Below are 21,859 nucleotides of genomic sequence, written 5' to 3' on the forward strand. Positions count from 1 at the left end.
CACCGGCCGCCCGAGGCCCTGTCGTCCAACTCCCGTCTGCCGCGCGGCGACGGGACCTAGCGCTCCGTCACCTTCCCGTCGGCCACCTCCAGGCGGCGGGTCACCCGGACCGCGTCCAGCATGCGCCGGTCGTGGGTGACCAGCAGGAGGGTGCCCGTGTAGCCGTCGAGGGCCGACTCCAGCTGCTCGATGGCCGGCAGGTCGAGGTGGTTCGTCGGCTCGTCCAGGACGAGGAGGTTGACGCCCCGGCCCTGGAGCAGGGCGAGCGCGGCGCGGGTGCGTTCGCCCGGGGAGAGGGTGGCGGCCGGGCGCAGCACATGGCCGGCCTTCAGGCCGAACTTGGCCAGGAGGGTGCGGACCTCCGCCGGTTCGGTGTCGGGGACGGCGGCGCAGAACGCGTCGAGCAGGGTCTCGGGGCCGTGGAACAGCCCCCGGGCCTGGTCGACCTCGCCGACCAGGACCCCGGAGCCGAGGGCCGCGTGCCCGGAGTCGAGCGGGACGCGGCCCAGCAGCGCGCCGAGCAGTGTGGACTTCCCGGATCCGTTGGCCCCGGTCACCGCGATCCGGTCCCCCCAGTCGATCTGCAACGAGACCGGGCCGAAGGTGAAGCCGCCGCGCCGGACCTCGGCGTCCCGCAGCGTCGCCACGACCGCGCCCGAGCGCGGCGCGGACGCGATCTCCATCCGCAGCTCCCACTCCTTGCGCGGCTCCTCCACCGCGTCCAGGCGCTCGATCATGCGCTGGGTCTGCCGGGCCTTGGCGGCCTGCTTCTCGCTGGCCTCGCTGCGGAACTTGCGGCCGATCTTGTCGTTGTCGTTGCCGGCCTTGCGGCGGGCGTTCTTCACGCCCTTGTCCATCCAGGCGCGCTGCATCTGGGCGCGGTCCTGCAACGCCGCCTTCTTGTCGGCGTACTCCTCGTATTCCTCGCGGGCGTGCCGGCGGGCCACCTCGCGCTCCTCCAGGTAGGCGTCGTAACCGCCGCCGTAGAGGTTGATCTGCCGCTGGGCGAGGTCGAGTTCGAGCACCTTGGTGACCGTGCGGGTGAGGAACTCGCGGTCGTGGCTGACGACGACCGTGCCCGCGCGCAGTCCGGTGACGAACCGTTCCAGACGCTCCAGGCCGTCGAGATCGAGGTCGTTGGTGGGCTCGTCCAGGAGGAAGACGTCGTAGCGGGACAGCAGCAGGGAGGCGAGGCCGGCGCGGGCCGCCTGGCCGCCGGAGAGGGCGGTCATCGGCTGGTCCAGGTCCACGGCGAGGCCGAGGGAGTCGGCGACCTCCTCCGCGCGCTCCTCCAGGTCGGCGCCGCCCAGACCGAGCCAGCGTTCCAGGGCGGCGGCGTAGGCGTCGTCGGCGCCGGGCGCGCCGTCGACCAGCGCCTGGGTGGCCTCGTCCATGGCCCGCTGGGCCTCGGCGACCCCGGTGCGGCGGGCAAGGAACTCCCGGACGGTCTCCCCCGGCCGGCGCTCCGGCTCCTGCGGCAGGTGGCCGACGGTCGCGGCCGGCGGGGACAGCCGCAGTTCGCCCTGCTCGGGCCGGGTGAGTCCGGCGAGCATCCGCAGCAGGGTCGACTTTCCCGCGCCGTTGGCACCGACCAGCCCGATCACGTCGCCGGGCGCGACGACCAGGTCGAGCCCGGAGAACAGGGAGCGGTCGCCATGTCCGGCGGCGAGGTTCTTGGCAACGAGGGTGGCAGTCATCAGGACGCCGATCCTAATGGCGGCACACGCGCGTCCCCGCCACGTTTTCCCCCCGGCCGCCGGGACGGGCCCCGGGCTGACGGAGCCGGCCGCGCAGGACCTATCGTCCTGGCGTGGACACTGAGCCGAGTGACGAAGTGATCGTGGTCGGGAGCGGGATCGCCGGGCTGACGACGGCCGTGCTGCTGGCCGAGTCGGGCCGGCGCGTGCGGGTGTGGGCGCGGGAGCCGGCCGAGCGGACGACCTCGGCGGTCGCCGGCGGTCTGTGGTGGCCGTACCGCATCGAACCGGAGCCGCTGGCGGGCGCGTGGGCGCTGGAATCCCTGACGGTGTACGAGGAGCTGGCGGACCGGCCGGAGGAGACGGGGGTGCGTCTGGTCGACGGGGTGCACCACGGGGCCCGGCTGGACGAGCTGGGCCCGTGGGCGGGCCGGGTGCCGGGGCTGCGGGCGGTGGCCGAGGGGCTGGCGGCACGGCTGCCGGTGATCGACATGCCGGTGCATCTGGCCTGGCTGCGGCAGCGCCTGGCGGACGCGGGAGGCACGGTGGAGGTCCGCGAGGTGACCGACCTGGCCGCCGTGCCCGCCCCCGTGGTGGTCAACTGCACGGGGCTCGGGGCCCGCTCCCTGGTGCCGGACCCGACGGTGCGGCCGGTGCGCGGGCAACTGGTCGTGGTGGAGAACCCGGGCCTCACGAGCTGGTTCACCTCGGTCGACCACGCCTCGGCCGCGTCCGCGTACTTCATCCCGCAGCCGGGCCGGCTGCTCCTGGGCGGCACGGCCGAGGAGGACGACTGGTCCCTGGAGCCGGACCCGGCCACGGCCGAGGCGATCGTCGCCCGCTGCGCGGCAGTCCGGCCGGAGATCGCCGGCGCGCGGGTCCTCGCGCACCGGGTGGGGCTACGGCCGGCCCGGGAGGCGGTACGGCTGGAGCGGCAGCCCCTCCCGGACGGCCGCGTCCTGGTGCACGACTACGGCCACGGCGGCGCCGGCGTCACGGTGGCGTGGGGCTGCGCGAGGGAGGCGGCCGGTCTGGCGTTCCCGACGACCTGAGCCGGCGGTCGGCAGGGGCCGAGGTGGGATCCCCGGCCCCGAGCGTTCGGACGCGCGGCACCGCACCCCCCAAGGGGCGCGGGGAACCGCGCGACCGGCCCACGACGACCCGCGGCCGGACCGGAGGACCAGGCGCCCCCGGACCGGTGCCGCGGTGGGCCGCGGTGGGCCGCGGTGGCGGAAACGTCAGCCCACCGGAACGTGCCGGACGGTACCCGGTGCCCCGACGCCGTCCAGAACCCTCGGCGCGGGCGCCCCGGTGCTGCCTGACGTGGCCCGGACGAACGCCCCCGCGCCGCCCACCAACGGCACCGTCGCCGTCGTGCGGGACAGGTCCACGGTGAGCGTCGGCCGGCCGGCCGGAGGGTCGATGAGGTCCTTGTCCGTCCCGGCGACGATCAGGGCCAGCCGGTGCCCCGCGGGGACGACGTGGTCGGTGGCCGCGAGGTCCAGGGTGATGGCGTACGCCCTGCCCGGCGTCAGCGGCACGCCCCGGGCCGGCCAGGCGTAGTGGCCGAGGTCGGCCCAGCCCCGGCTGACCACGGTGTAGTCGACGGCGGCCGTCTTCGCCGCGGTCTCCTTGAAGCAGGCGCTGTCCCCGGCCGTGCTCCCGCCCCAGCAGCTGCGCTCGGTGAGGGTGGTGATGCCCTCGGCGCGGTCGGCGTAGTCGCGGATGGTGTCCGGGCCGACGTCGACCAGCACGGCGGACAGATGGGCGGAGCCGGTCGTCGGGGTCGCGGTGACCGTGACCGTGGAGGAGCCGGACAGGCGCAGGTCCCGGGTGAGCGGCGCCGTGAGGAAGCCTGCCTTCTCGGGTGTGGCCGTGGTGAGGTGCGCGGCCCAGTCGGTCTCGCTCAGCGCCGGGTCGTCCGTGAAGCTCTCGGTGCCGGTGCCCGGACGCGGGCCGAGGGTGCCGACGCCGGCCTGGCCGCCGGCGGCCGGGTGCAGGACGGCGGTGCGGGTGCCGCGCGGGGGCCAGGCGGCGGAGGTGACCCACTGGTCGGGGTGGCGTTCGATGTCGGCCATCGGCTCGCGGTCGATGCCGTTGTCGTAGCCGAGGAGTTCGTGGTCGAACCAGCGGTGCAGGGTGTCGACCCAGGCGCCGCGCCGGTAGTCGAAGGGGTCGACGTGCCCGGTCTGGGAGAGCCAGATCTTGCGCTCCACACCGTGCCGGGCGAGGGCGTCCCACCACTGGCCGAAGTGCTTGGTGCGGACGTTGAGGTCCTGCATGCCGTGCACCAGGAACACGCTGGCGCGCACCTTCGCCGCGTCCTTGACGTAGTCCCGCTCGGTCCACAGCGGGGTCCGGTCGCCGCTGCGCGGGCTGCCGTCGGCGAGCTTCTGCCGCACGGCCGCGCAGTGGGCCTGCGCGTCGGCGCTCTCGACGTAGCCGGCCAGTTCGTCGGGGCCGCCCTCGTAGAGCGGGGCGCCCTGCGCGAAGTAGTAGTCGTACCAGGAGGAGATCGCGCTGATCGGGACGATCGTCCTCAGGCCCTTGACGCCGGTGGCGGCGACGCCGTTGGCGATGGTGCCGTCCCAGCTCTTGCCGATCATGCCGGTTCTGCCGTTGGTCCAGCCGGCCGTCACCGGGGTGCCGCCCGTACGGCTGGTGTAGGCCCGGGCGCGGCCGTTCAGCCAGTCGACCACGGCCTTCGCGGACAGGATGTCGGACCGGCCGCCGACGTCGACGCAGCCGTCGGAGCGGTTGGTGCCGGCGAGGTCGACGCCGACGAAGGCGTAACCGCGGGGCACGAAGTAGTTGTCGTAGAACAGCGGCATCTGCACGACGTGGCCCTGGGCGTCGTACGTCTTGCGCTGGCTCTCGTTGCCGCGCCCGCAGCAGGAGTAGTAGGGGCTGGCGTCCATGACGACCGGTACCTTGCGGCCCTGCCGGGCGGGTTCGGCGGGCCGGACGATGTCGGCGGCGACGCGGTCGGTCCGTCCGTCGCCGTCCTCGTCGAGGCCGGTGTCCACCCACACGGACTCGCGCACGGCGTCGGCGTAGGAGTAGACGGGTCTGCTCTCCTGCGGCGCGGCGGCCCGGGCGGCGGCCGGGGTGAGGAAGGTGGCCGTCAGGGCGGCGACGGCAGCGGTGACGAGCGTTCTCCGGATCGTGGAGCGCGTGCGTTTCGGCATGCGCGGACGGTACCCCCGTCAACGCCCTTACAGAAGAAGGCTTTCCGGTGCGCGTGACGGCTGAATGGCGATCGTGTGACAGAAGGGGCCATGGACAGGTCAGTGGCCACAGGGACTGAATAGGATCCGAACTGATCTCCGAACGGACGCACCGTCCCTACGACTTGGAGCTGACGTGCACCGCAGAATCATCGCACCGGGCGCGCTCGCGGCGGCCTCCCTCCTGCTGGCGATCCCGGCATCGGCCGCGAGTTACTCCCCCGGCGCACCGGGCATCGGCGACCCCTACTACCCGTACTACGGCAACGGCGGCTACGACGTCGCGCACTACGACCTGAGGCTCCAGTACCAGCCGAAGACGGACGAGTTGCAGGGCACGGCGACGATCCTGGCGAAGACCACCCAGGACCTGTCCAGCTTCGACCTGGACTTCCTGCTGGACGTGAGCGAGGTGCGGGTCAACGGCGCCAAGGCGTCCTTCACGACGTCCGGCCAGCACGAACTGGTCGTCACCCCCAAGACGCCGCTGGCCAAGGGCACCGCGATCACGGTCGTGGTCCGCTACAGCGGGGTCCCGTCGACGAAGAGCGCCTACGGCTTCTCCACCTGGCACCGCACGCCGGACGGCGCGGTGGCCGCCGACGAGCCCGAGGCCGCCTGGTGGTGGTTCCCGAGCAACGACCACCCGAGCGACAAGGCCACCTACGACGTGTCGGTGGCCGTGCCGGACGGCACCCAGGCCATCTCCAACGGCACGCTCCAGTCGACCAGTTCGAAGCTGGGCTGGACCCGCTACAACTGGCGGCAGAACAAGCCGCAGGCGACCTATCTGGCCACGCTCGCGCTCGGCCGGTTCGACATCACCACCAGCACCTCCGACGGCGGCGTGCCCGTCATCAACGCCTACAGCAAGGACCTCGGCGACAACGACGGGGCCGCTCGGGCCAGCGTGGAGCGCACCGGTGAGATCGTGGACTGGCTGAGCGACTACTTCGGACCGTATCCGTTCGCTTCGGCGGGCGGCTACGTGCCGAACACCACCACCGGCTACGCGCTGGAGACGCAGACCCGCGTCTACTACAGCCCGCGTCAGTTCGCGAACGGCTCCAACACCTCGGTGGTCGTGCACGAGCTGGCCCACCAGTGGTACGGCGACGACGTGTCGGTCAAGGGCTGGAAGGACATCTGGATCAACGAGGGCTTCGCCCGGTACGCGCAGTGGCTGTGGTCCGAGCACGAGGGCGAGGGCACCACGCAGGAACTCGCCGACTACGTCTACGCCTCGCACCCGGCCGACGACGCCTTCTGGACGGTGAAGCCCGGCGACCCGGGCCCGGACGAGCAGTTCGGTGCCGCCGTCTACGACCGGGGTGCCCTCGCCATCCAGGCGCTGCGCAACGAGATCGGTGACGACGCCTTCTTCGCGATCCTGAAGGGTTGGCCGAAGGAGCACGCCTACGGCAACGCCTCGGTCGCCGACTTCCAGAAGTACGCCGAGCGGGTGTCCGGCAAGCCGCTGGCCGCGCTGTTCGACACCTGGCTGTTCCAGCCGGAGAAGCCGGCGTCGCCGGCGGTCCGGGGCCTGGCGAAGACGGGTACGGCGGTGGAGCGGCCGAAGTCCTGGAAGAAGATCGAGGCGACGAACGCCGTCCACGGGCACTGAGCCGGGCCCGCGGGCCCGGCGCCCCGGCGCCTCAGCGGCTCGGTTCCGACGCCTCTCGCAGCAGCTCGTCCCGGCCTATCGCGTCCGCGCGGGCGGCCGGGACGGTGCACGCGTAGGCGCCCGCGACCGCGCCGTACCGGGCGCATCGCCGGGGTGGCTCGCCGCTCAGCCGGCCGTAGAGGAACGCGGCGGCGAAGGCGTCGCCCGCGCCGTTGGAGTCGACCACCGGCGCGGACGGGGTCACCGCCGGTATCCGGGTCAGCTCGCCGTCGGCCAGCAGCAGGGCGCCCTCCGCCCCGGCGGTGGCGACGACGGTCCCGGCCCGCCCGCGCTCGGCGATACGCCGCATGGTCCGCTCGGGGTCGGTCAGGTTCGCGGCCGACAGGAAGACGACGTCGGCCGCGAACGCGAACGGCTCGTGGTACGGGTTCTCGCCGTCCCAGTCGTGCAGGTCGGTGGAGAGCGGCAGGCCCGTCTCGCGCAGGACCGGCAGGGCGTGGGCGCAGGGCTGGGTGATGGTCACGTGCACATGCCGGCTGGCGGCGGCCAGCGCGCGCAGGCGGGCCTCGGGGAAGCGGTCGTCGGGGTGGGCACGGCTGGTGTCGTACAGGGACAGCCGGCGGCCGTCCGGGCCGACGAGATTGACCGCGCGCTTGGTGCCGGCCGGCTGGGGCAGGGCGGTGAGGGCGATGCCGTGCTCGCGGTGCAGGGCGCGCACGAGGTCGCCCTCGGGGTCGTCGCCGAGCAGGTCGAGGTGGTGGGTGCGCAGGCCGAGCCTGGCCAGTCCGAGGGCGACGAAGTCGCCGGTCTGGCCCGCGCGGGTGCGGATCCCCGAGTCGATCATGTAGCTGTCGGCGTACGGCAGGGGAAGCTCGGGGACCGGGATGACGGTGTCCACACCGGCCCCGCCCAGCACCAGTACGTCGGTCGTGTCCGTTCGCCCGGTCATCCCGCGTCCTCCCCCTCCGCGCGCCCCCTCCGGGACGCCCCCCCGACGGCACGGTGGCGTCCTGCCGGAGCCGCGTGATCTCCGGTACGACGCCACCGTACGCGATGCCACTGACAGTGGCGCCGGACCGCTACTTCGACAGCTCGGTCAGCTCCTGGCCGGTGCTGTCCGCCACCCGGCGGCGGACGCCGAACCAGCCGGCGACCAGCATGACGGCGATCACCGGGACGAGGAGCAGGGTCCTGCGGCCGACCTCGGCGTCGTTCCACATCATGCCGAGGCAGACCAGCAGGAACACCACGGTGGCGATCTCCGTGACCGGGCTGAACTTCAGCTGGAAGTGCGGCCGGGTCACCAGGCCCGCGCGGGCGCGGCGGACGAAGACCAGGTGGCAGACCATGATGATCACCCAGGTGCTGATGATGCCGAGCGAGGCGACGTTCAGCACGATCTCGAAGGCCTGGCTGGGGACCAGGTAGTTCAGGCCGACACCGAGCACGCAGACCGCGCAGGTCAGCAGGATGCCGCCGTAGGGCACCTGGCTGCGGTTCATGCGGGCCGTGAACTTCGGCGCCGAGCCGGCCATGGCCATCGAGCGCAGGATGCGGCCGGTGGAGTACAGGCCGGAGTTGAGCGAGGACATGGCGGCGGTCAGCACGACCAGGTTCATCACGTCACCGGCCGCCGGGACGCCGATCTTGGACAGCACGGTCACGAACGGGCTCTGGTCGGCGGAGTACACCGAGCCGGGCAGCAGCAGGGCGAGGAGCACGACCGAGCCGACGTAGAACAGACCCACCCGCCACATGATCGAGTTCACCGCGCGCGGGACCACCTTCTCCGGCTCGGCGGTCTCGCCGGCGGCCACGCCGACCAGTTCCAGGGCGGCGTACGCGAAGATCACGCCCTGCATGACCAGGACGACCGGCATCAGGCCGTGCGGGAAGACACCGCCGTGGTCGGTGATGACCCCGAGGCCCGGCTTGCTGCCGTCGACGTCGTGCTGGGTCGCCAGCAGGAAGATGCCGATCAGCATGAAGCCCACGAGGGTGGCGACCTTGATGATCGCGAACCAGAACTCCATCTCGCCGAAGATCTTCACCGAGATCAGGTTCACGGCGAGGACGACCGCGAGGGCGATCAGCGCCAGCACCCACTGCGGGATGGACGTGAACATGCTCCAGTAGTGCGTATAGAGCGCGATCGCGGTGATGTCGGCGATGCCGGTGGTCGACCAGTTCAGGAAGTACATCCAGCCGGCGACATAGGCGCCCTTCTCGCCGAGGAACTCGCGCGCGTACGACACGAAGGAGCCGGAGGAGGGCCGGTACAGGACCAGCTCGCCCAGGGCCCGGACGACGAAGAACGCGAAGACACCGCAGACCAGGTAGGCCAGGGCGAGCGCCGGTCCCGCGTTGTGCAGGCGTCCGCCGGCGCCCAGGAAGAGGCCGGTGCCGATGGCGCCGCCGATGGCGATCATGTTGATGTGGCGGGCCTTGAGGTCCTTGCTGTAACCGGCGTCGCCCGCGTCCGCGGGCGTCCGGGCCACCTGGGGGTGGGTGGTGGCCTGAGCCGATTCCACAGCTTCCTTGCTCACGGGTGGTTTCACTTCCTGGTGCGCCCGGCCCTCATGGGCCCGGGGTACGTGCAGGTCTCGGCCCGCACCACCCTCGTGCCGCGGTACAGACCAAGCCAGCAGCTTCCCAGGCAGACCGTCCGGCATGCGATGGTCCAGGTCACACAGCGGTTCTTCTCACACGGTCCTCACGGTCTCGCCCCGGGTTTCACACCATTGGTGAGACAGCGATACTGCTGCACATGACGACCGACACCGGCGAGCCCACCCTGACGATCGACGAGCTGGCCGCGCGGGCGGGCGTCACGGTGCGCACAGTCCGCTTCTACGGCACCAAGGGGCTGCTGCCGCCGCCGGTCATCGGCCCGCGCCGGGTCGGCCACTACGGCCGGGAGCACCTGGCCCGGCTGGAGCTGATCGAGGAGATGCAGCACCAGGGCATGACCCTCGCGGCGATCGAACGGCATCTGCGGCAGCTGCCGGCCGACCTCGGTCCGCACGATCTGGCGATCCACCGGGCGGTGGTCGCCTCCTGGGCGCCGGACACCGTCGAGACCGTGTCCCGCGCGGAGCTGGAGCGGCGGGCGGGGCGCCGGCTGGCCGGGGAGGACGTGGACCGGCTGGCCGCGATGAACGTCGTGGCGCGGGACGGGGAGTCCTTCCGCGTGGACTGCGGTCTGCTGCGGCTCGCGGTGCGGCTCCTCGACGTACCGCTGTCGCAGGAGACCATCCTGGCCGCCCGGACCGTTCTGACCGGCCACGCGCGCGCGGCGGCCCACGAGCTGTCGGACCTGCTGCGGCAGGCCGTCGCCGAACGCGACACACGGGACGTGAAGTCGCTGTCGGCCCATATGCACCCGCTCGTGGTGCAGGCGCTGCTCACCACCTTCCAGCGGTCGCTGAAGGAGGAGCTGCGCCAGTGGCTGGACGGCGCGGCGGACCGGGAGACCCCGTCCGGGGGCACGGCGGCCCCGGAAGCGGGGTCCCGGGGCACGCCGTCCGGCTGAGGCGCGTCAGCGGGCGTCGGTGAACGTCTCCCCGCTCCCGGCCTTCGCCACGAGCAGCGCGGGCGGGGCGAACCGCTCGCCGTACCGCTCGGCCAGCTCCCGCGCGCGGGCCACGAATCCGGGCAGGCCCCCTTCGTAACCGTTGATGTACTGGAGCACACCGCCGGTCCAGCCGGGGAAGCCGATGCCGAGGATCGAGCCGATGTTGGCGTCGGCGACGGAGGTCAGGACGCCCTCTTCGAGGAGGCGTACGGTGTCGAGCGCCTCGGCGAAGAGCATGCGCTCCTGCATGTCCCGGAACGGGATCTCGTACCCGGGCCTGGTGAAGTGCTCGCGCAGGCCCGGCCAGAGCCCGGCCCGCTTGCCGTCCTCGGTGTAGTCGTAGAAGCCGGCGCCACCGCTGCGGCCGGTGCGGCCGAACTCGTCGACCATGCGGTCGATGACCGCCTCCGCCGGGTGCGCCGTCCAGGTGCCGCCGGCCTCCTCCACGGCCCGCCTGGTCTCGCCCCGGATCTTGCGCGGGAGGGTGAGGGTCAGCTCGTCCATGAGGGACAGCACCTTGGCCGGGTAGCCGGCCTGGGCGGCGGCCTGCTCCACGGAGGCGGGTTCGACGCCCTCGCCGACCATGGCGACGCCCTCGTTGATGAAGTGGCCGATCACCCGGGAGGTGAAGAAGCCGCGGGAGTCGTTGACGACGATCGGCGTCTTGTTGATCTGCCGGACCAGGTCGAAGGCGCGGGCGAGGGTCTCCTCGCCGGTGCGCTCGCCCTTGATGATCTCGACCAGCGGCATCTTGTCGACCGGCGAGAAGAAGTGCAGTCCGATGAAGTCGGTCTGGCGCTGCACGCCCTCGGCGAGGGTGGTGATGGGCAGCGTGGAGGTGTTGGAGCACAGCAGCGCGTCGGGGGCGACGACGGCCTCGATCTCCTGGAACACCTTGTGCTTGAGGGCGGTGTCCTCGAACACGGCCTCGATGACCGCGTCACAGCCGGCGAGGTCGGCCACCTCGGCGGTGGGGGTGATCCGGGCGAGCAGCGCGTCCGCCTTCTCCTGGCTGGTACGGCCCTTGGCGACGGCCTTGGCGCACAGCTGCTCGGAGTAGCCCTTGCCCTTGACGGCCGCTTCCAGGGAGACGTCCTTGAGGAGGACGTCGATGCCCGCGCGGGCGCACGCGTAGGCGATGCCGGCGCCCATCATGCCGGCGCCGAGGACGGCCACCCTGCGGACCTGGCGGGGCTCGACGCCCCCCGGGCGGTTGGCGCCGGAGTTGACCGCCTGGAGGTCGAAGAAGAATGCCTGGATCATGTTCTTCGAGGTCTGCCCGGCGGCCAGTTCCACGAAGTAGCGGGCCTCGATGACCTGGGCGGTCTCGAAGTCGACCTGGGAGCCCTCGACGGCGGCGGCGAGGATGTTGCGCGGCGCCGGGTAGGGGGCGCCGCCCGTCTGCTTGCGCAGGTTGGCCGGGAAGGCGGGCAGGTTCGCGGCGAACTTCGGGTTGGCCGGGGTGCCGCCGGGGATCCGGTAGCCCGGCTTGTCCCAGGGCTGCCGGGACTCGGGGTTCGCGTCGATGAAGGCCCGGGCCTTGGCGAGCAGTTCCTCGGGGGTGGCGGCGACCTCGTGGACGAGGCCGTTCTCCTGGGCGCGCCGCGCGTTGTACTGCCGGCCCTGGAGGAGCACCTTCAGCAGGGCGTCCGCGATGCCCAGCAGTCGCACGGTACGCACGACTCCGCCGCCGCCGGGGAGCAGGCCGAGGGTGACCTCGGGACAGCCGATCCTGGTGCCGGGGGTGTCCAGGGCGACCCGGTGGTGGCAGGCGAGGGCCAGTTCGTACCCGCCGCCGAGGGCCGCGCCGTTGATGGCGGCGACGACCGGCTTGCCGAGGGTCTCGATGCGGCGCAGGTCGCGCTTGATGGCGAGGCCGCCGTCGAACAGCTCCTGTGCGGTCTCGGGCGTGACCCGGATCAGGTCGCGCAGGTCGCCGCCCGCGAAGAAGGTCTTCTTCGCGGAGGTGAGGATGATGCCGCGGATGTTCTCCCGCTCCGCCTCCAGCCGGTCGGTGATCACGGCGAGGGAGTCGCGGAACGCCTGGTTCATGGTGTTCGCGGACTGGTTCGGGTCGTCCAGGACGAGGGTGACGACACCGGTGTCGTCCTGCTCCCAGCGGATGGTGGTGCTCTCGGTCATGACAGTCGTCTCCGTAGAAGTCTTCGGGGCGCTTGGTTCCGCGGGGAGTTCAGACGCGTTCGACGATGGTGGCGATGCCCATGCCGCCGCCGACGCAGAGGGTGGCGAGGCCGTAGCGCTTGTCCTGGCGCTCCAGTTCGTCGACGAGCGAGCCGAGGATCATGGCGCCGGTGGCGCCGAGCGGGTGGCCGAGGGCGATGGCTCCGCCGTTGACGTTGACCTTGTCCAGGGACAGGCCCATGTCCTTCACGAAGCGCAGCACGACCGCGGCGAACGCCTCGTTGATCTCGACCAGGTCGATGTCGTCGATGGTGAGACCGGCCTTCGCCAGGGCCTTGCGGGTGGCGGGGGCGGGCCCGGTGAGCATGATGGTCGGCTCGGAACCGGAGACGGCCGCGGCGACGATCCGTGCGCGGGGGGTGAGACCGTAGCGCTCGCCGACCTCCTGGGAGCCGATCGCGACGAGCGAGGCGCCGTCCACGATCCCGGACGAGTTGCCGGCGTGGTGGACGTGGTCGATCTTCTCCACCCAGTGGTACTTCTGGAGGGCCACGGCGTCGAAGCCGCCCAGGTCGCCGATGTCCGCGAAGGAGGGCTTCAGCTTGGCCAGGGAGTCGGCGGTGGTGCCGGGGCGCATGTGCTCGTCGTGGTCGAGGACGACCAGGCCGGTGCGGTCCTTGACGGGGACCACGGACTTCTCGAAGCGGCCCTCCTTCCAGGCGGTGGCGGCGCGCTCCTGGGACAGGGCCGCGTACTCGTCGACGTCCCGGCGGGAGAAGCCCTCGATGGTGGCGATGAGGTCGGCGCCGATGCCCTGCGGCACGAAGTTGACGGCGAGGTTGGTCATCGGGTCGTTGAACCAGGCACCGCCGTCCGAGGCCATCGGGACCCGGGACATGGACTCGACACCACCGGCGAGGACCAGGTCCTCCCAGCCCGCGCGGACCTTCGCGGCGGCCAGGTTGACGGCCTCCAGACCGGAGGCACAGAAGCGGTTCTCCTGGACGCCCGCGACCGTGTCGGGCAGTCCGGCGGCGAGGGCGGCGATCCGGGCGATGTCCGAGCCCTGGTCGCCGACGGGGCCGACGACGCCGAGCACGATGTCGTCGATGGCGGCCGGGTCGAGGCCGGGGAAGCGGGCGCGGATCTCGTGGATGAGGCCGACGACCAGGTCGATGGGCTTCGTGCCGTGCAGGGCGCCGTTCGCCTTGCCGCGCCCGCGCGGGGTGCGGATCGCGTCGTACACGTACGCTTCGGTGCTCACTGGTGTGCCTTTCGGGAGGGTGGGCCGAGCGGGGTGGGCGGGGTCAGCCGCCGTCGGTGACCCGGTCGTCGGGGTCGTCGGTCGGGGGTGCCGGCAGGCCCCAGTCCCGGGCGACCGCGGCGGTGTCCGCGCCGGGCCGGGCGGGGCCGGTGCGGACGGCGGTGGGGGTCGCGGAGAAGCGGGGGGCGGGGGCGGGCTGGGTGATGCCGCCGTGGTCGGTGAAGGTGCCGCGCGCGGCCAGGTGCGGGTGGGCCGGCGCCTCGCGCAGGCTGAGCACGGGCGCCACACAGGCGTCGGTGTCCGCGAAGACGGCCGTCCACTCCGCCCGGGTGCGGGACTTGAAGGCGGCGGCGATCCGTTCGCGCAGCTCGCCCCATCGGGTCCAGTCCTTGCGGGCGGGCGCCAGGTCGTCCAGGCCGAGCAGGCGCAGGAAGTCGGCGTAGAACTTGCCCTCCAGGGCGCCCACCGCCATGTACCCGCCGTCGGCGGTCTCGTAGGTGCCGTAGTAGGGACAGCCGCCGTCCAGGAGGTTGGCGGCGCGGCGGTCCTGCCAGCCGCCGGCGGCGAGCATGCCGTGGATCATCGCGGACAGATGGGCCGTGCCGTCCACGATGGCCGCGTCGACCACCTGGCCGGTGCCGGTCGCGCGCGCGTGGTGCAGGGCGGCGAGGACGCCGACGACCAGGTAGAGGGAGCCGCCCGCGTAGTCCCCGAGGAGGTTGGCGGGCACCGCCGGGGGTTCGTCCGGGCGGCCGATCATGCCGAGGGTGCCGGTGAGCGCGATGTAGGCGATGTCGTGGCCGGCGCGCTGGGCGAGCGGGCCGTCCTGGCCCCAGCCGGTCATGCGTCCGTACACCAGGCGGGGGTTGCGGGCGTGGCAGTCCTCGGGGCCGATGCCGAGCCGCTCGGCGACGCCGGGGCGGTAGCCCTCGACGAGGATGTCGGCCCGCTCGGCGAGGTCCAGGACGCGCGCGGGGCCGTCCGGTGCCTTCAGGTCGACCACGATCGAGCGCTTGTTGCGGTTGGTGACGTCGAACGCCGGGTCGATCGCGAGGCCCGGCCCGCCCGGACGGTCCACCCGGACCACGTCGGCACCCAGGTCGGCCAGCAGCATGGCGGCGAACGGCCCCGGGCCGATGCCGGCCAGCTCGACCACGCGCACGCCGCGAAGCGGGCCGTCGCCCGGCGTCGGCGTCCCTGCCGTTGTCATCCGTCCAGCCCCCAGGCGTGTATGACACCAATGATGTAACACCGGTGATGCTAAGAACGCGTTCCACCGGACACAAGACCTGAACGAGCAAGCGCTTAGCCAAGTGCCCGTCGAGCCGACGATCACCCGGGAGAGTGACCGGCGCTCCGCCGGACCCTCCGCGGCGGCGGGCGTGGCGGGACCGTCACGTGGTCCGCGCCCCCGGTCCCCGCACCCGGGCCCGGGGCGGTTTCTCCCGCTTCTTCACGGCATTCCTGGCTACGGCCACCGCTGCCTCCGGGCTGGTCGTGGGGCTCCGCACTCCTCACGCTAGCCTCGGCCACCGACAGCGGCGCGGGCTGCGCGACGGCCGCACGGACCAAGGGGTGTCATGAGCAGGATGAGCAGGACGGATCGGCCGTACGACCTCGTGCTCTTCGGAGCCACGGGCTTCGTCGGCACGCTCACGGCCCACTATCTCGCCGCGCACGCGCCACGGGACCTGCGCTGGGCGGTCGCCGGCCGCGACGAGGGGCGGCTGGAGCGGCTGCGCGAGGACCTGCCCGGCGGCGCGGACGTCGCTGTGCTGCGGGCCGACGTCACCGAACCGGCCACGCTGCGCGCCCTCGCCGAGCACGCGCGCGTGGTCGCCACGACCGTGGGTCCGTACGTCCTGTACGGCGAGGAACTCGTCGCCGCCTGCGCCGACACCGGCGCCGACTACCTGGACCTCACCGGCGAGCCCGAGTTCGTGGACCTGATGTACGTCCGGCACGACGCACGCGCGCGGGAGACGGGCGCGCGCCTGGTGCACGCCTGCGGTTTCGACTCGGTGCCGCACGACCTGGGCGCGTACTTCACGGTCCGGCAGCTCCCCGAGGGCGTGCCGCTGACCGTGGACGGCTATGTGACCGCCGACGCGGCCTTCTCCGGCGGCACCCTCGCCTCGGCGCTGAACCAGATGGCCCGCGGACGACGGATGCTGGCCGCGGCGCGCGAGCGGGCCCGGCACGAGCCGCGACTGCCGGGCCGCCGGGTGACGGCGCCGGCGGGCACGCCGAGGTACGCGGCGGAGGTCGGCGCGTGGGCGCTGCCGCTGCCCACCATCGACCCGCGGATCGTGCGCCGTTCGGCACGGGCGCTGGAGCGGTACGGCCCGGACTTCCGCTACCGGCACTACGCGGCCGTGCGGCGCCTGCCGGTCGCCCTCGGCGGGGTCGCGGCCGTCGGCGCGGTGGCCGCAGCCGCCCAGCTGCCGCCCGTCCGGCGCTGGCTGTCGGACCGGCTCAAGCCGGGTGACGGACCGAGCGCCCGGAAGCGGGCGGAGAGCTGGTTCTCCGTGCGGTTCGTCGGCGAGGGCGGCGGCCGGCGCGTGCTCACCGAGGTCGCGGGCGGCGACCCCGGGTACGACGAGACGGCGAAGATGTTCGCCGAGGCGGCCCTGTGCCTGGCGTTCGACGACCTGCCGCCGACGGCGGGCCAGGTCACCACGGCCCAGGCGATGGGCGACGCCCTGACCGAGCGGCTGCGGGCGGCGGGGATCACCTTCCGGGTGGCGGCGCGACGCTAGCGGCAGCCGCCCGTCACCGCCGTCGTCGTGGACGGGGGCGACGTGCCGGACGAGGGCGAGGAGGCGGAACGGTCGTGGAGTCCGCGCGCGACGCGGAGCGTCAGGAGGACGGCGCCCGGCGCGTCGTCGGGCCCTGATCCCCGCCGCCGGTCAGGCCCTGTGCCGCCTCGCGCAGCGCGCGTCGGCACAGGGCGTCCGCCCGGCGGGTGGTCTCCGGCAGCCGGTACCGCGGGGTCAGTGCCAGGGTGTGCGCCACGGCGTTGTCGAGGCTCACCCGGTGGCCGACCGAGACGAACACCGGCTTGACGCCGTCCCGGGTGCGCAGCGCGCGCCCGACCTCCTCCGTCCCGGCGAGCAGCGACGCCCAGCCGCCCCGGGCCGGCTCCGGGTCGTCGTACGCGAAGGTGAACGGGTTCTTGGCGACCCCGACGGTCGGCAGGTCCGTGAGCACGCCCAGGTGGCTCGCCAGGCCGAAGCGGCGCGGGTGGGCCAGGCCGTAGCCGTCGCACACCACCAGTCCGGGCGGGCACGGCAGCCGGTCCAGGGCGGCGCGGACGGTGGGGATCTCACGGAAGGCGAGGAGGCCGGGCACGTACGGGAAGGAGACCCGGCCGACGGCAGTCGCCTCCGCCACGACGTCCAGGGTGGCGGCGTCCAGCACGACGGCCGCCGCCGCGACCAGGTCCAGGCCGTCGTCGTAGGCGACGTCGACCCCCGTGACCAGGCCCGTCCCGGGCGGTGGTCCGGGCTCGTCCAGCACCACCCGCCCGCGCAGCTCGTCCTGTACGGCGCGGGCCTCGTCCTCGGTCGCGGGCCAGCCCGCGGGTACGCCGACGATCGTCATGCCGGGTGACTGTACGTCCCGCCGCGGACCGCCGGCCGGGCGGGGTAGGCTCGTGATCATGTTCGTCCTGGAGCTGACCTACACCGCGCCGCTCGATGCCGTGGACGCCGTCCTGCCGGACCACGTGGCCTGGCTGGAGGAGCAGTACGAGAAGGGTCACTTCCTGGCCTCGGGACGCAAGAACCCCCGCGACGGCGGGGTGATCCTGGCCGTCGCGGGGGACCGCGCCCACATCGACGAGATCGTCGCGGGCGACCCGTTCACCGTCGCCGGTGTGTGCGCCTACCGCGTCACGGAGTTCATCGCCACGAAGACGGCCCCGGAACTGGCGCACCACCGGCAGACACTCGACTGACGTCGGTCTGTCGACCTCCTCGGGCGTCGGGCCTGGCGGGCCGTCAGCCCTTCTTGGCGTTCAGCGCGCGCTGGAGTTCGTCCTTGTTCATGTGCGAACGGCCTTCGATGCCGCGCTGCCTCGCCTCGTTGTACAGCTGGTCGCGGGTCGGGCCGTGCGAGCCGACCCGGTTGCCCGACCGCTGACCGCCACGCTTGCTCGACGACATGTCCTGCGTCGAGCTGCGGCTGGCGGTCTTGGACTCGCCGGAGCGGGCGCGTTCCTTGTTCACCGTCCGCGCGGCGATCTCCTCGGCACGCCCGGTGCTCTCGCCCCGGTCCTGCGCGCTCTTCTTGATGTGCTCGTACTGACGCTCACGCTTGGGGCTGGAACCGGCTGGCATGATCGCTCCCTTCCTTTGCGGCGGGGAACGAGTACCCGCGTTCTGTCGCGCTTACCTCACCGGTCCGACCGTGCCTCACCGTTCGAGCCGTGCCACCCGTCCCTGCTCGCCCGCCGCCCAGCAGCTCAGGTCGGGGGTGCAGGTGACGGTGTCGTAGGAGCCGGTGTCGATCGTCCGCCAGCTACGGCCGCCGTCGGTGGTCAGGTCGGTGCCGGTCGGGCCGACGGCCAGCGCGGCGGTGCGGCTGTGCGGGAGCCAGGCGGCGCCGGAGCGGTACGCGGGTGGCGGGGTGGTGGCGGGGCGCCAGGTGCGTCCGCCGTCGGCGGTGACCGCGGCGGCCTGCGGCGAGGGCTCGTCGGGGCGGTAGTCGCCGCCGACCGCGATGCCGTGGGTGCGGTCGCGGAAGGCCAGCGCGAAGACGCCCTTGGCCGGGTCGCCCGCGGGGACCGGCGTGTCGGCGGCCGTCCAGGTGAGCCCGCGGTCGGCGGAGTGCAGCACGCGCGCGTGGGCGCCGCCGCCGGTGGCCAGCCAGACGTCCTTCGGGCCGGCGGTGACGAGGCACTGGCCGCTCGCGGCGAAACCCGCCTCGCCGTCCAGCGCGGGCGGCATGCCGTCCGCGGGCAGCACGTGCCAGGAACGTCCGCCGTCGGCGGTGGACAGGACGCGGAACCTCCCGTCCACGGGGTCGCCCAGGGCGAGGCCGTGGCGGCGGTCGAAGAAGGCGAGGCAGTCGTAGAAGGCCTTCGGGTCGGTGTTGCGGAAGGACTCCGTCCAGGTCGTACCGCCGTCGTCGGTGCGGTAGACGCGGGAGGCCTCGCCCTCGCCGATGGCGAGCACCACCGCGCGCCGGGCGTCGAACGCCGTCACGTCCCGGAACTGGAGGCCGGACGCCCCGGGAGGCGAGACGTTCCGCCAGCTCGTGCCGCCGTCCGTGGTGCGCAGCACCGTGCCTTCGGTGCCGGCCAGCCAGGCGGTGCGCCGGTCGACGGCCGCGAGGCCCCGGAAGCGGACGCGCGGCGTCCCGGAGTCCTTCGCCGCCCAGTGCACGCCTGCCGTGCCGGAGTCCTTCGCCGCCCCGTGCGCGCTTCCCGCGCCGGAGGCCTCGGCCGCCCGGTTCGCGTGTTCCGTGTCCGGGACCGGCTGCCCCGCGCTCGCCCGGCCGGTGGTGCCGTGGGCGAGCGGACGGGCCTCGGCCGCCGGGACCGTCAGGGCGGCGAGCGCCGCCCCGCACGCCACTCCCGCCGCCACCAGCCGGCTCGTCCGTCCCCTGCGTCGCATGCTCCCCAAGCGCCTCATGGCGGGCGAAGCTAGCCGCACTCCCCCGGCCCCGTCCAGTGGGCTGCCGTGCCCCGCGCGGCCGACGGGCGGGAACGGCCGTACGTTCCCCGCGCATGAACGCGGTGACCGAGGTCACTCGTTCCCCGTGTGCACGCATCGGCCGTTTCCGTCGTCTCTTCCAGTGCCGGGTGCCGCACACCCGGGCGCAGTCCATCCGTCACGAGGGAGCAAGGCGTTGTCCACCGTCATCGAGCAGCCCGTAGAGGCCCGTCTCGTCGCCGCCGCACCGCGCATGCCGAGCATTCCCGCCACGCTGCGCTACGACCGGCGCGACCCGTTCGCCGTCCGCATGACGTTCCCGGCCCCGGCCACGCTGGAGGGCGTCGAGGTGTGCTGGACCTTCTCCCGCGAACTGCTCACGGCCGGACTCAAGGGCCCCGAGGGCCACGGTGACGTCCGGGTTCGGCCGTACGGGTACGACCGCACGGTGCTGGAGTTCCACGCCCCGGAGGGCACCGCGATCGTGCACGTGCGCTCGGGTGAGATCCGGCGGTTCCTGGAGGCGACCAGCGACCTGGTCCCCGTCGGCCTGGAACACCTCCAGTTCGACCTCGACCACGACCTGGCCGAGCTGATGCGGGACGCCTGCTGAGTGGCGGGCGGTGAACGCCACGCGCGCGTGGGGCGGCGCGGCGAATAATCACGTTGACAGCGCTTCCCGCTCTTCCTACCGTGTACAGCGGTTCTGTTGCCGTCGATTGGAGAAGGACGTTGCTCGTCTGAGGTCCTGAGACACCGCGTCGCACCGGTGAGGTGCGCGTGGCGTACGACCTCGGCGTCCGAGCCGTCCTTTGGCACAGGCCGTTTTTCATGGCCCCTTCCGTGCCCCGGGCCTTTCGGTTCCCGCCTCGCGGTGTCTCGACACGCGTCCACCCGAACGCACCCGTCCCTCGCGAGGCGCCCATGTCTGCTTCCCTCACCTGCACGTCCCTGTCCTTCACCTGGCCCGACGGCACCGCCGTCTTCGACGGCCTGGACATCGCCTTCGGTCCGGGCCGGACCGGGCTCGTCGGCGTCAACGGCTCGGGCAAGTCCACCCTGCTCAAACTGATGGCCGGGGAACTGGCCCCCGCCGAAGGCACCCTCAAGGCGGCCGGCGAGATCGGCTACCTCCCGCAGAACGTCACGCTCGACACCGCGCTCCGCGTCGACCAGGCCCTCGGCATCGCCGGCCGGCGGGCCGCCCTGCACGCCATCGAGGCGGGCGACGTCGCCGAGGAGCACTTCGAGACCGTCGGCGACGACTGGGACGTGGAGGAGCGCGCCCTGGTCACCCTCGGCGAACTCGGTCTCGGCCACATCGGCCTGGACCGGACCGTCGGCGAGGTGTCCGGGGGCGAGTCGGTGCTGCTGCGGCTCGCCGCGCTGCTGCTGCGCCGCCCCGACGTCCTGCTGCTGGACGAGCCCACCAACAACCTCGACCTGTACGCGCGCCGGCGGCTGTACCAGACGGTGGCCTCCTGGCCGGGCGTGCTGGTCGTGGTCAGCCACGACCGGGAACTGCTCGACCTGGTCGACCAGATCGCGGAGCTGCGCTCCGGCGAGGTCGCCTGGTTCGGCGGCAACTTCTCGGCCTACGAGGAGGCGCTGGCCGTCGAGCAGGAGGCGGCCGAGCGGATGCTGCGCGTCGCCGAGGCCGACGTCCGCAAGCAGAAGCGCGAACTGGCCGACGCCCAGGTCAAACTGGCCCGCCGCAAGCGGTACGGGCAGAAGATGTACGAACAGAAGCGCGAGCCGAAGATCGTCATGGGGGCACGCAAGCGCGCCGCCCAGGAGTCGGCGGGCAAGCACCGCATCATGCACGAGGAGCGGCTCGCCGAGGCCAAGGACCGGCTGGACGAGGCGGCGGAGGCCGTACGGGACGACGACGAGATCCGTGTCGACCTGCCGTACACGGCCGTACCGCCCGGCCGGCAGGTGCTCACCCTGGAGCAGCTGGAAACGGCCTACCAGGCGCGCGTGCCGGGCATCCTCGACCTGCGCGGACCGGAGCGGATCGCGCTCGTCGGCCGCAACGGCTCCGGCAAGACGACGCTGCTGCGGACCGTCGCCGGGGAGCTGGCGCCGGTGTCGGGCACGGCGACGGCCCATGTCCCGCTGCGGTTCCTGCCCCAGCGACTGGACGTGCTGGACGACGGCCTGTCGGTGGCCGAGAACGTCGCCCGGTTCGCGCCGGGCGCCACCAACAACCGGGTCCGGGCCCGGCTCGCCCGCTTCCTGTTCCGGGGCGCGCGGGCCGACCAGACGGCGGCCACCCTGTCGGGCGGTGAGCGTTTCCGGGCGGCCCTGGCCGCGCTGATGCTCGCCGAGCCCGCGCCCCAACTGCTGCTGCTGGACGAGCCCACCAACAATCTCGACATGGCCAGCGTCCGGCAGCTGACCACGGCTCTGGAGTCGTACGAGGGCGCGCTGATCGTCGCCAGCCACGATCTGCCGTTCCTGGAGTCGATCGGGATCACACGGTGGCTGCTGATGGAGGGAGGCGAGCTGACGGAGACGACGCCCGAGGCGCTGTGGGACCCGGCGTGACCGGCCGGCGAGGGCCCGCCCCGGCCGGCCGGCGCCGGTCTCGGGAGGGACGCGCCGGGTACCGGGGGGCTTGGCCCTGGCGGGAGCGCCCTGCATGATGACGGACCGGCGCCGTGTGAGCGGC

At 73.2% G+C, this 21,859-nt stretch carries 17 protein-coding genes; 7 read left to right on the plus strand and 10 right to left on the minus strand.

What is annotated here, in order from left to right:
* Positions 1–56: 56 nt before the first annotated feature.
* Positions 57–1,697: an ABC-F family ATP-binding cassette domain-containing protein gene (locus tag IE273_RS15400; protein WP_189815738.1), complete on the minus strand. Its 1,641-nt coding sequence runs from the start codon at positions 1,695–1,697 to the stop codon at positions 57–59.
* A gap of 137 nt (positions 1,698–1,834) precedes the next feature.
* On the opposite strand from IE273_RS15400, the gene IE273_RS15405 reads away from it, so the two are divergent.
* Positions 1,835–2,749, plus strand: a complete 915-nt coding sequence (locus IE273_RS15405) for an FAD-dependent oxidoreductase (RefSeq protein ID WP_189816018.1) — start codon at positions 1,835–1,837, stop codon at positions 2,747–2,749.
* A 186-nt stretch (positions 2,750–2,935) separates the two neighbouring features.
* Here the strand turns inward: IE273_RS15405 and IE273_RS15410 are convergent, their stop codons facing one another.
* On the minus strand, positions 2,936–4,885 hold the full coding sequence (locus IE273_RS15410; protein WP_189815739.1) for a Xaa-Pro dipeptidyl-peptidase: 1,950 nt from the start codon (positions 4,883–4,885) through the stop codon (positions 2,936–2,938).
* 175 nt (positions 4,886–5,060) lie between these two features.
* Between IE273_RS15410 and IE273_RS15415 the strand changes: the two genes are divergently transcribed.
* Positions 5,061–6,548, plus strand: coding sequence for a M1 family metallopeptidase (locus IE273_RS15415; protein ID WP_189815740.1), 1,488 nt, complete (start codon positions 5,061–5,063; stop codon positions 6,546–6,548).
* 31 nt (positions 6,549–6,579) lie between these two features.
* Here IE273_RS15415 and IE273_RS15420 read toward each other — a convergent pair whose 3' ends face one another.
* Both IE273_RS15420 and IE273_RS15425 read right to left on the minus strand, forming a co-directional pair.
* Positions 6,580–7,497 carry an adenosine kinase gene (locus IE273_RS15420; RefSeq protein WP_189815741.1) on the minus strand — a complete coding sequence of 306 codons (918 nt, stop codon included), beginning with the start codon at positions 7,495–7,497 and terminating at the stop codon, positions 6,580–6,582.
* A gap of 130 nt (positions 7,498–7,627) precedes the next feature.
* The gene (locus IE273_RS15425; protein ID WP_189815742.1) at positions 7,628–9,094 is read right to left on the minus strand and encodes an amino acid permease; all 1,467 of its coding nucleotides are present in this window, start codon (positions 9,092–9,094) and stop codon (positions 7,628–7,630) included.
* A gap of 221 nt (positions 9,095–9,315) precedes the next feature.
* On the opposite strand from IE273_RS15425, the gene IE273_RS15430 reads away from it, so the two are divergent.
* Positions 9,316–10,080: a MerR family transcriptional regulator gene (locus IE273_RS15430; RefSeq protein WP_189815743.1), complete on the plus strand. Its 765-nt coding sequence runs from the start codon at positions 9,316–9,318 to the stop codon at positions 10,078–10,080.
* 6 nt (positions 10,081–10,086) lie between these two features.
* Here IE273_RS15430 and IE273_RS15435 read toward each other — a convergent pair whose 3' ends face one another.
* The 3 genes from IE273_RS15435 to IE273_RS15445 are packed head-to-tail and all read right to left on the minus strand — an operon-like array spanning position 10,087 to position 14,738.
* Positions 10,087–12,264 (minus strand): 3-hydroxyacyl-CoA dehydrogenase NAD-binding domain-containing protein, encoded by a 2,178-nt coding sequence (locus IE273_RS15435; RefSeq protein ID WP_189815744.1) that lies wholly within the window; start codon positions 12,262–12,264, stop codon positions 10,087–10,089.
* Positions 12,265–12,313: 49 nt separating this feature from the next.
* Positions 12,314–13,528 (minus strand): acetyl-CoA C-acetyltransferase, encoded by a 1,215-nt coding sequence (locus IE273_RS15440; protein ID WP_189815745.1) that lies wholly within the window; start codon positions 13,526–13,528, stop codon positions 12,314–12,316.
* Positions 13,529–13,571: 43 nt separating this feature from the next.
* On the minus strand, positions 13,572–14,738 hold the full coding sequence (locus IE273_RS15445) for a CaiB/BaiF CoA transferase family protein (RefSeq protein ID WP_189815746.1): 1,167 nt from the start codon (positions 14,736–14,738) through the stop codon (positions 13,572–13,574).
* Between the two features lie 370 nt (positions 14,739–15,108).
* Here IE273_RS15445 and IE273_RS15450 point away from each other — a divergent pair, with 370 nt between their 5' ends.
* On the plus strand, positions 15,109–16,287 hold the full coding sequence (locus IE273_RS15450; protein ID WP_189815747.1) for a saccharopine dehydrogenase family protein: 1,179 nt from the start codon (positions 15,109–15,111) through the stop codon (positions 16,285–16,287).
* A gap of 100 nt (positions 16,288–16,387) precedes the next feature.
* On the opposite strand, the gene IE273_RS15455 is transcribed toward IE273_RS15450, so the two are convergent.
* Complete coding sequence (locus IE273_RS15455; protein ID WP_189815748.1) at positions 16,388–17,131, minus strand: endonuclease V; 744 nt, start codon at positions 17,129–17,131, stop codon at positions 16,388–16,390.
* Positions 17,132–17,189: 58 nt separating this feature from the next.
* On the opposite strand from IE273_RS15455, the gene IE273_RS15460 reads away from it, so the two are divergent.
* Positions 17,190–17,486 carry a YciI family protein gene (locus IE273_RS15460; protein ID WP_189815749.1) on the plus strand — a complete coding sequence of 99 codons (297 nt, stop codon included), beginning with the start codon at positions 17,190–17,192 and terminating at the stop codon, positions 17,484–17,486.
* A 43-nt stretch (positions 17,487–17,529) separates the two neighbouring features.
* Here the strand turns inward: IE273_RS15460 and IE273_RS15465 are convergent, their stop codons facing one another.
* The gene (locus IE273_RS15465) at positions 17,530–17,868 is read right to left on the minus strand and encodes a plasmid stabilization protein (RefSeq protein WP_189815750.1); all 339 of its coding nucleotides are present in this window, start codon (positions 17,866–17,868) and stop codon (positions 17,530–17,532) included.
* A 75-nt stretch (positions 17,869–17,943) separates the two neighbouring features.
* The gene (locus tag IE273_RS15470; protein ID WP_229887238.1) at positions 17,944–19,146 is read right to left on the minus strand and encodes a WD40/YVTN/BNR-like repeat-containing protein; all 1,203 of its coding nucleotides are present in this window, start codon (positions 19,144–19,146) and stop codon (positions 17,944–17,946) included.
* A 235-nt stretch (positions 19,147–19,381) separates the two neighbouring features.
* Here IE273_RS15470 and ssgD point away from each other — a divergent pair, with 235 nt between their 5' ends.
* Both ssgD and IE273_RS15480 read left to right on the plus strand, forming a co-directional pair.
* The gene (gene ssgD, locus IE273_RS15475) at positions 19,382–19,798 is read left to right on the plus strand and encodes a spore wall synthesis regulator SsgD (protein WP_189815751.1); all 417 of its coding nucleotides are present in this window, start codon (positions 19,382–19,384) and stop codon (positions 19,796–19,798) included.
* Positions 19,799–20,109: 311 nt separating this feature from the next.
* Positions 20,110–21,735: an ABC-F family ATP-binding cassette domain-containing protein gene (locus IE273_RS15480; RefSeq protein ID WP_189815752.1), complete on the plus strand. Its 1,626-nt coding sequence runs from the start codon at positions 20,110–20,112 to the stop codon at positions 21,733–21,735.
* Positions 21,736–21,859 lie beyond the last annotated feature (124 nt).

The organism is Streptomyces olivaceoviridis (genome assembly GCF_014650115.1).
Taxonomy (GTDB): Bacteria; Actinomycetota; Actinomycetes; order Streptomycetales; family Streptomycetaceae; genus Streptomyces; species Streptomyces olivaceoviridis.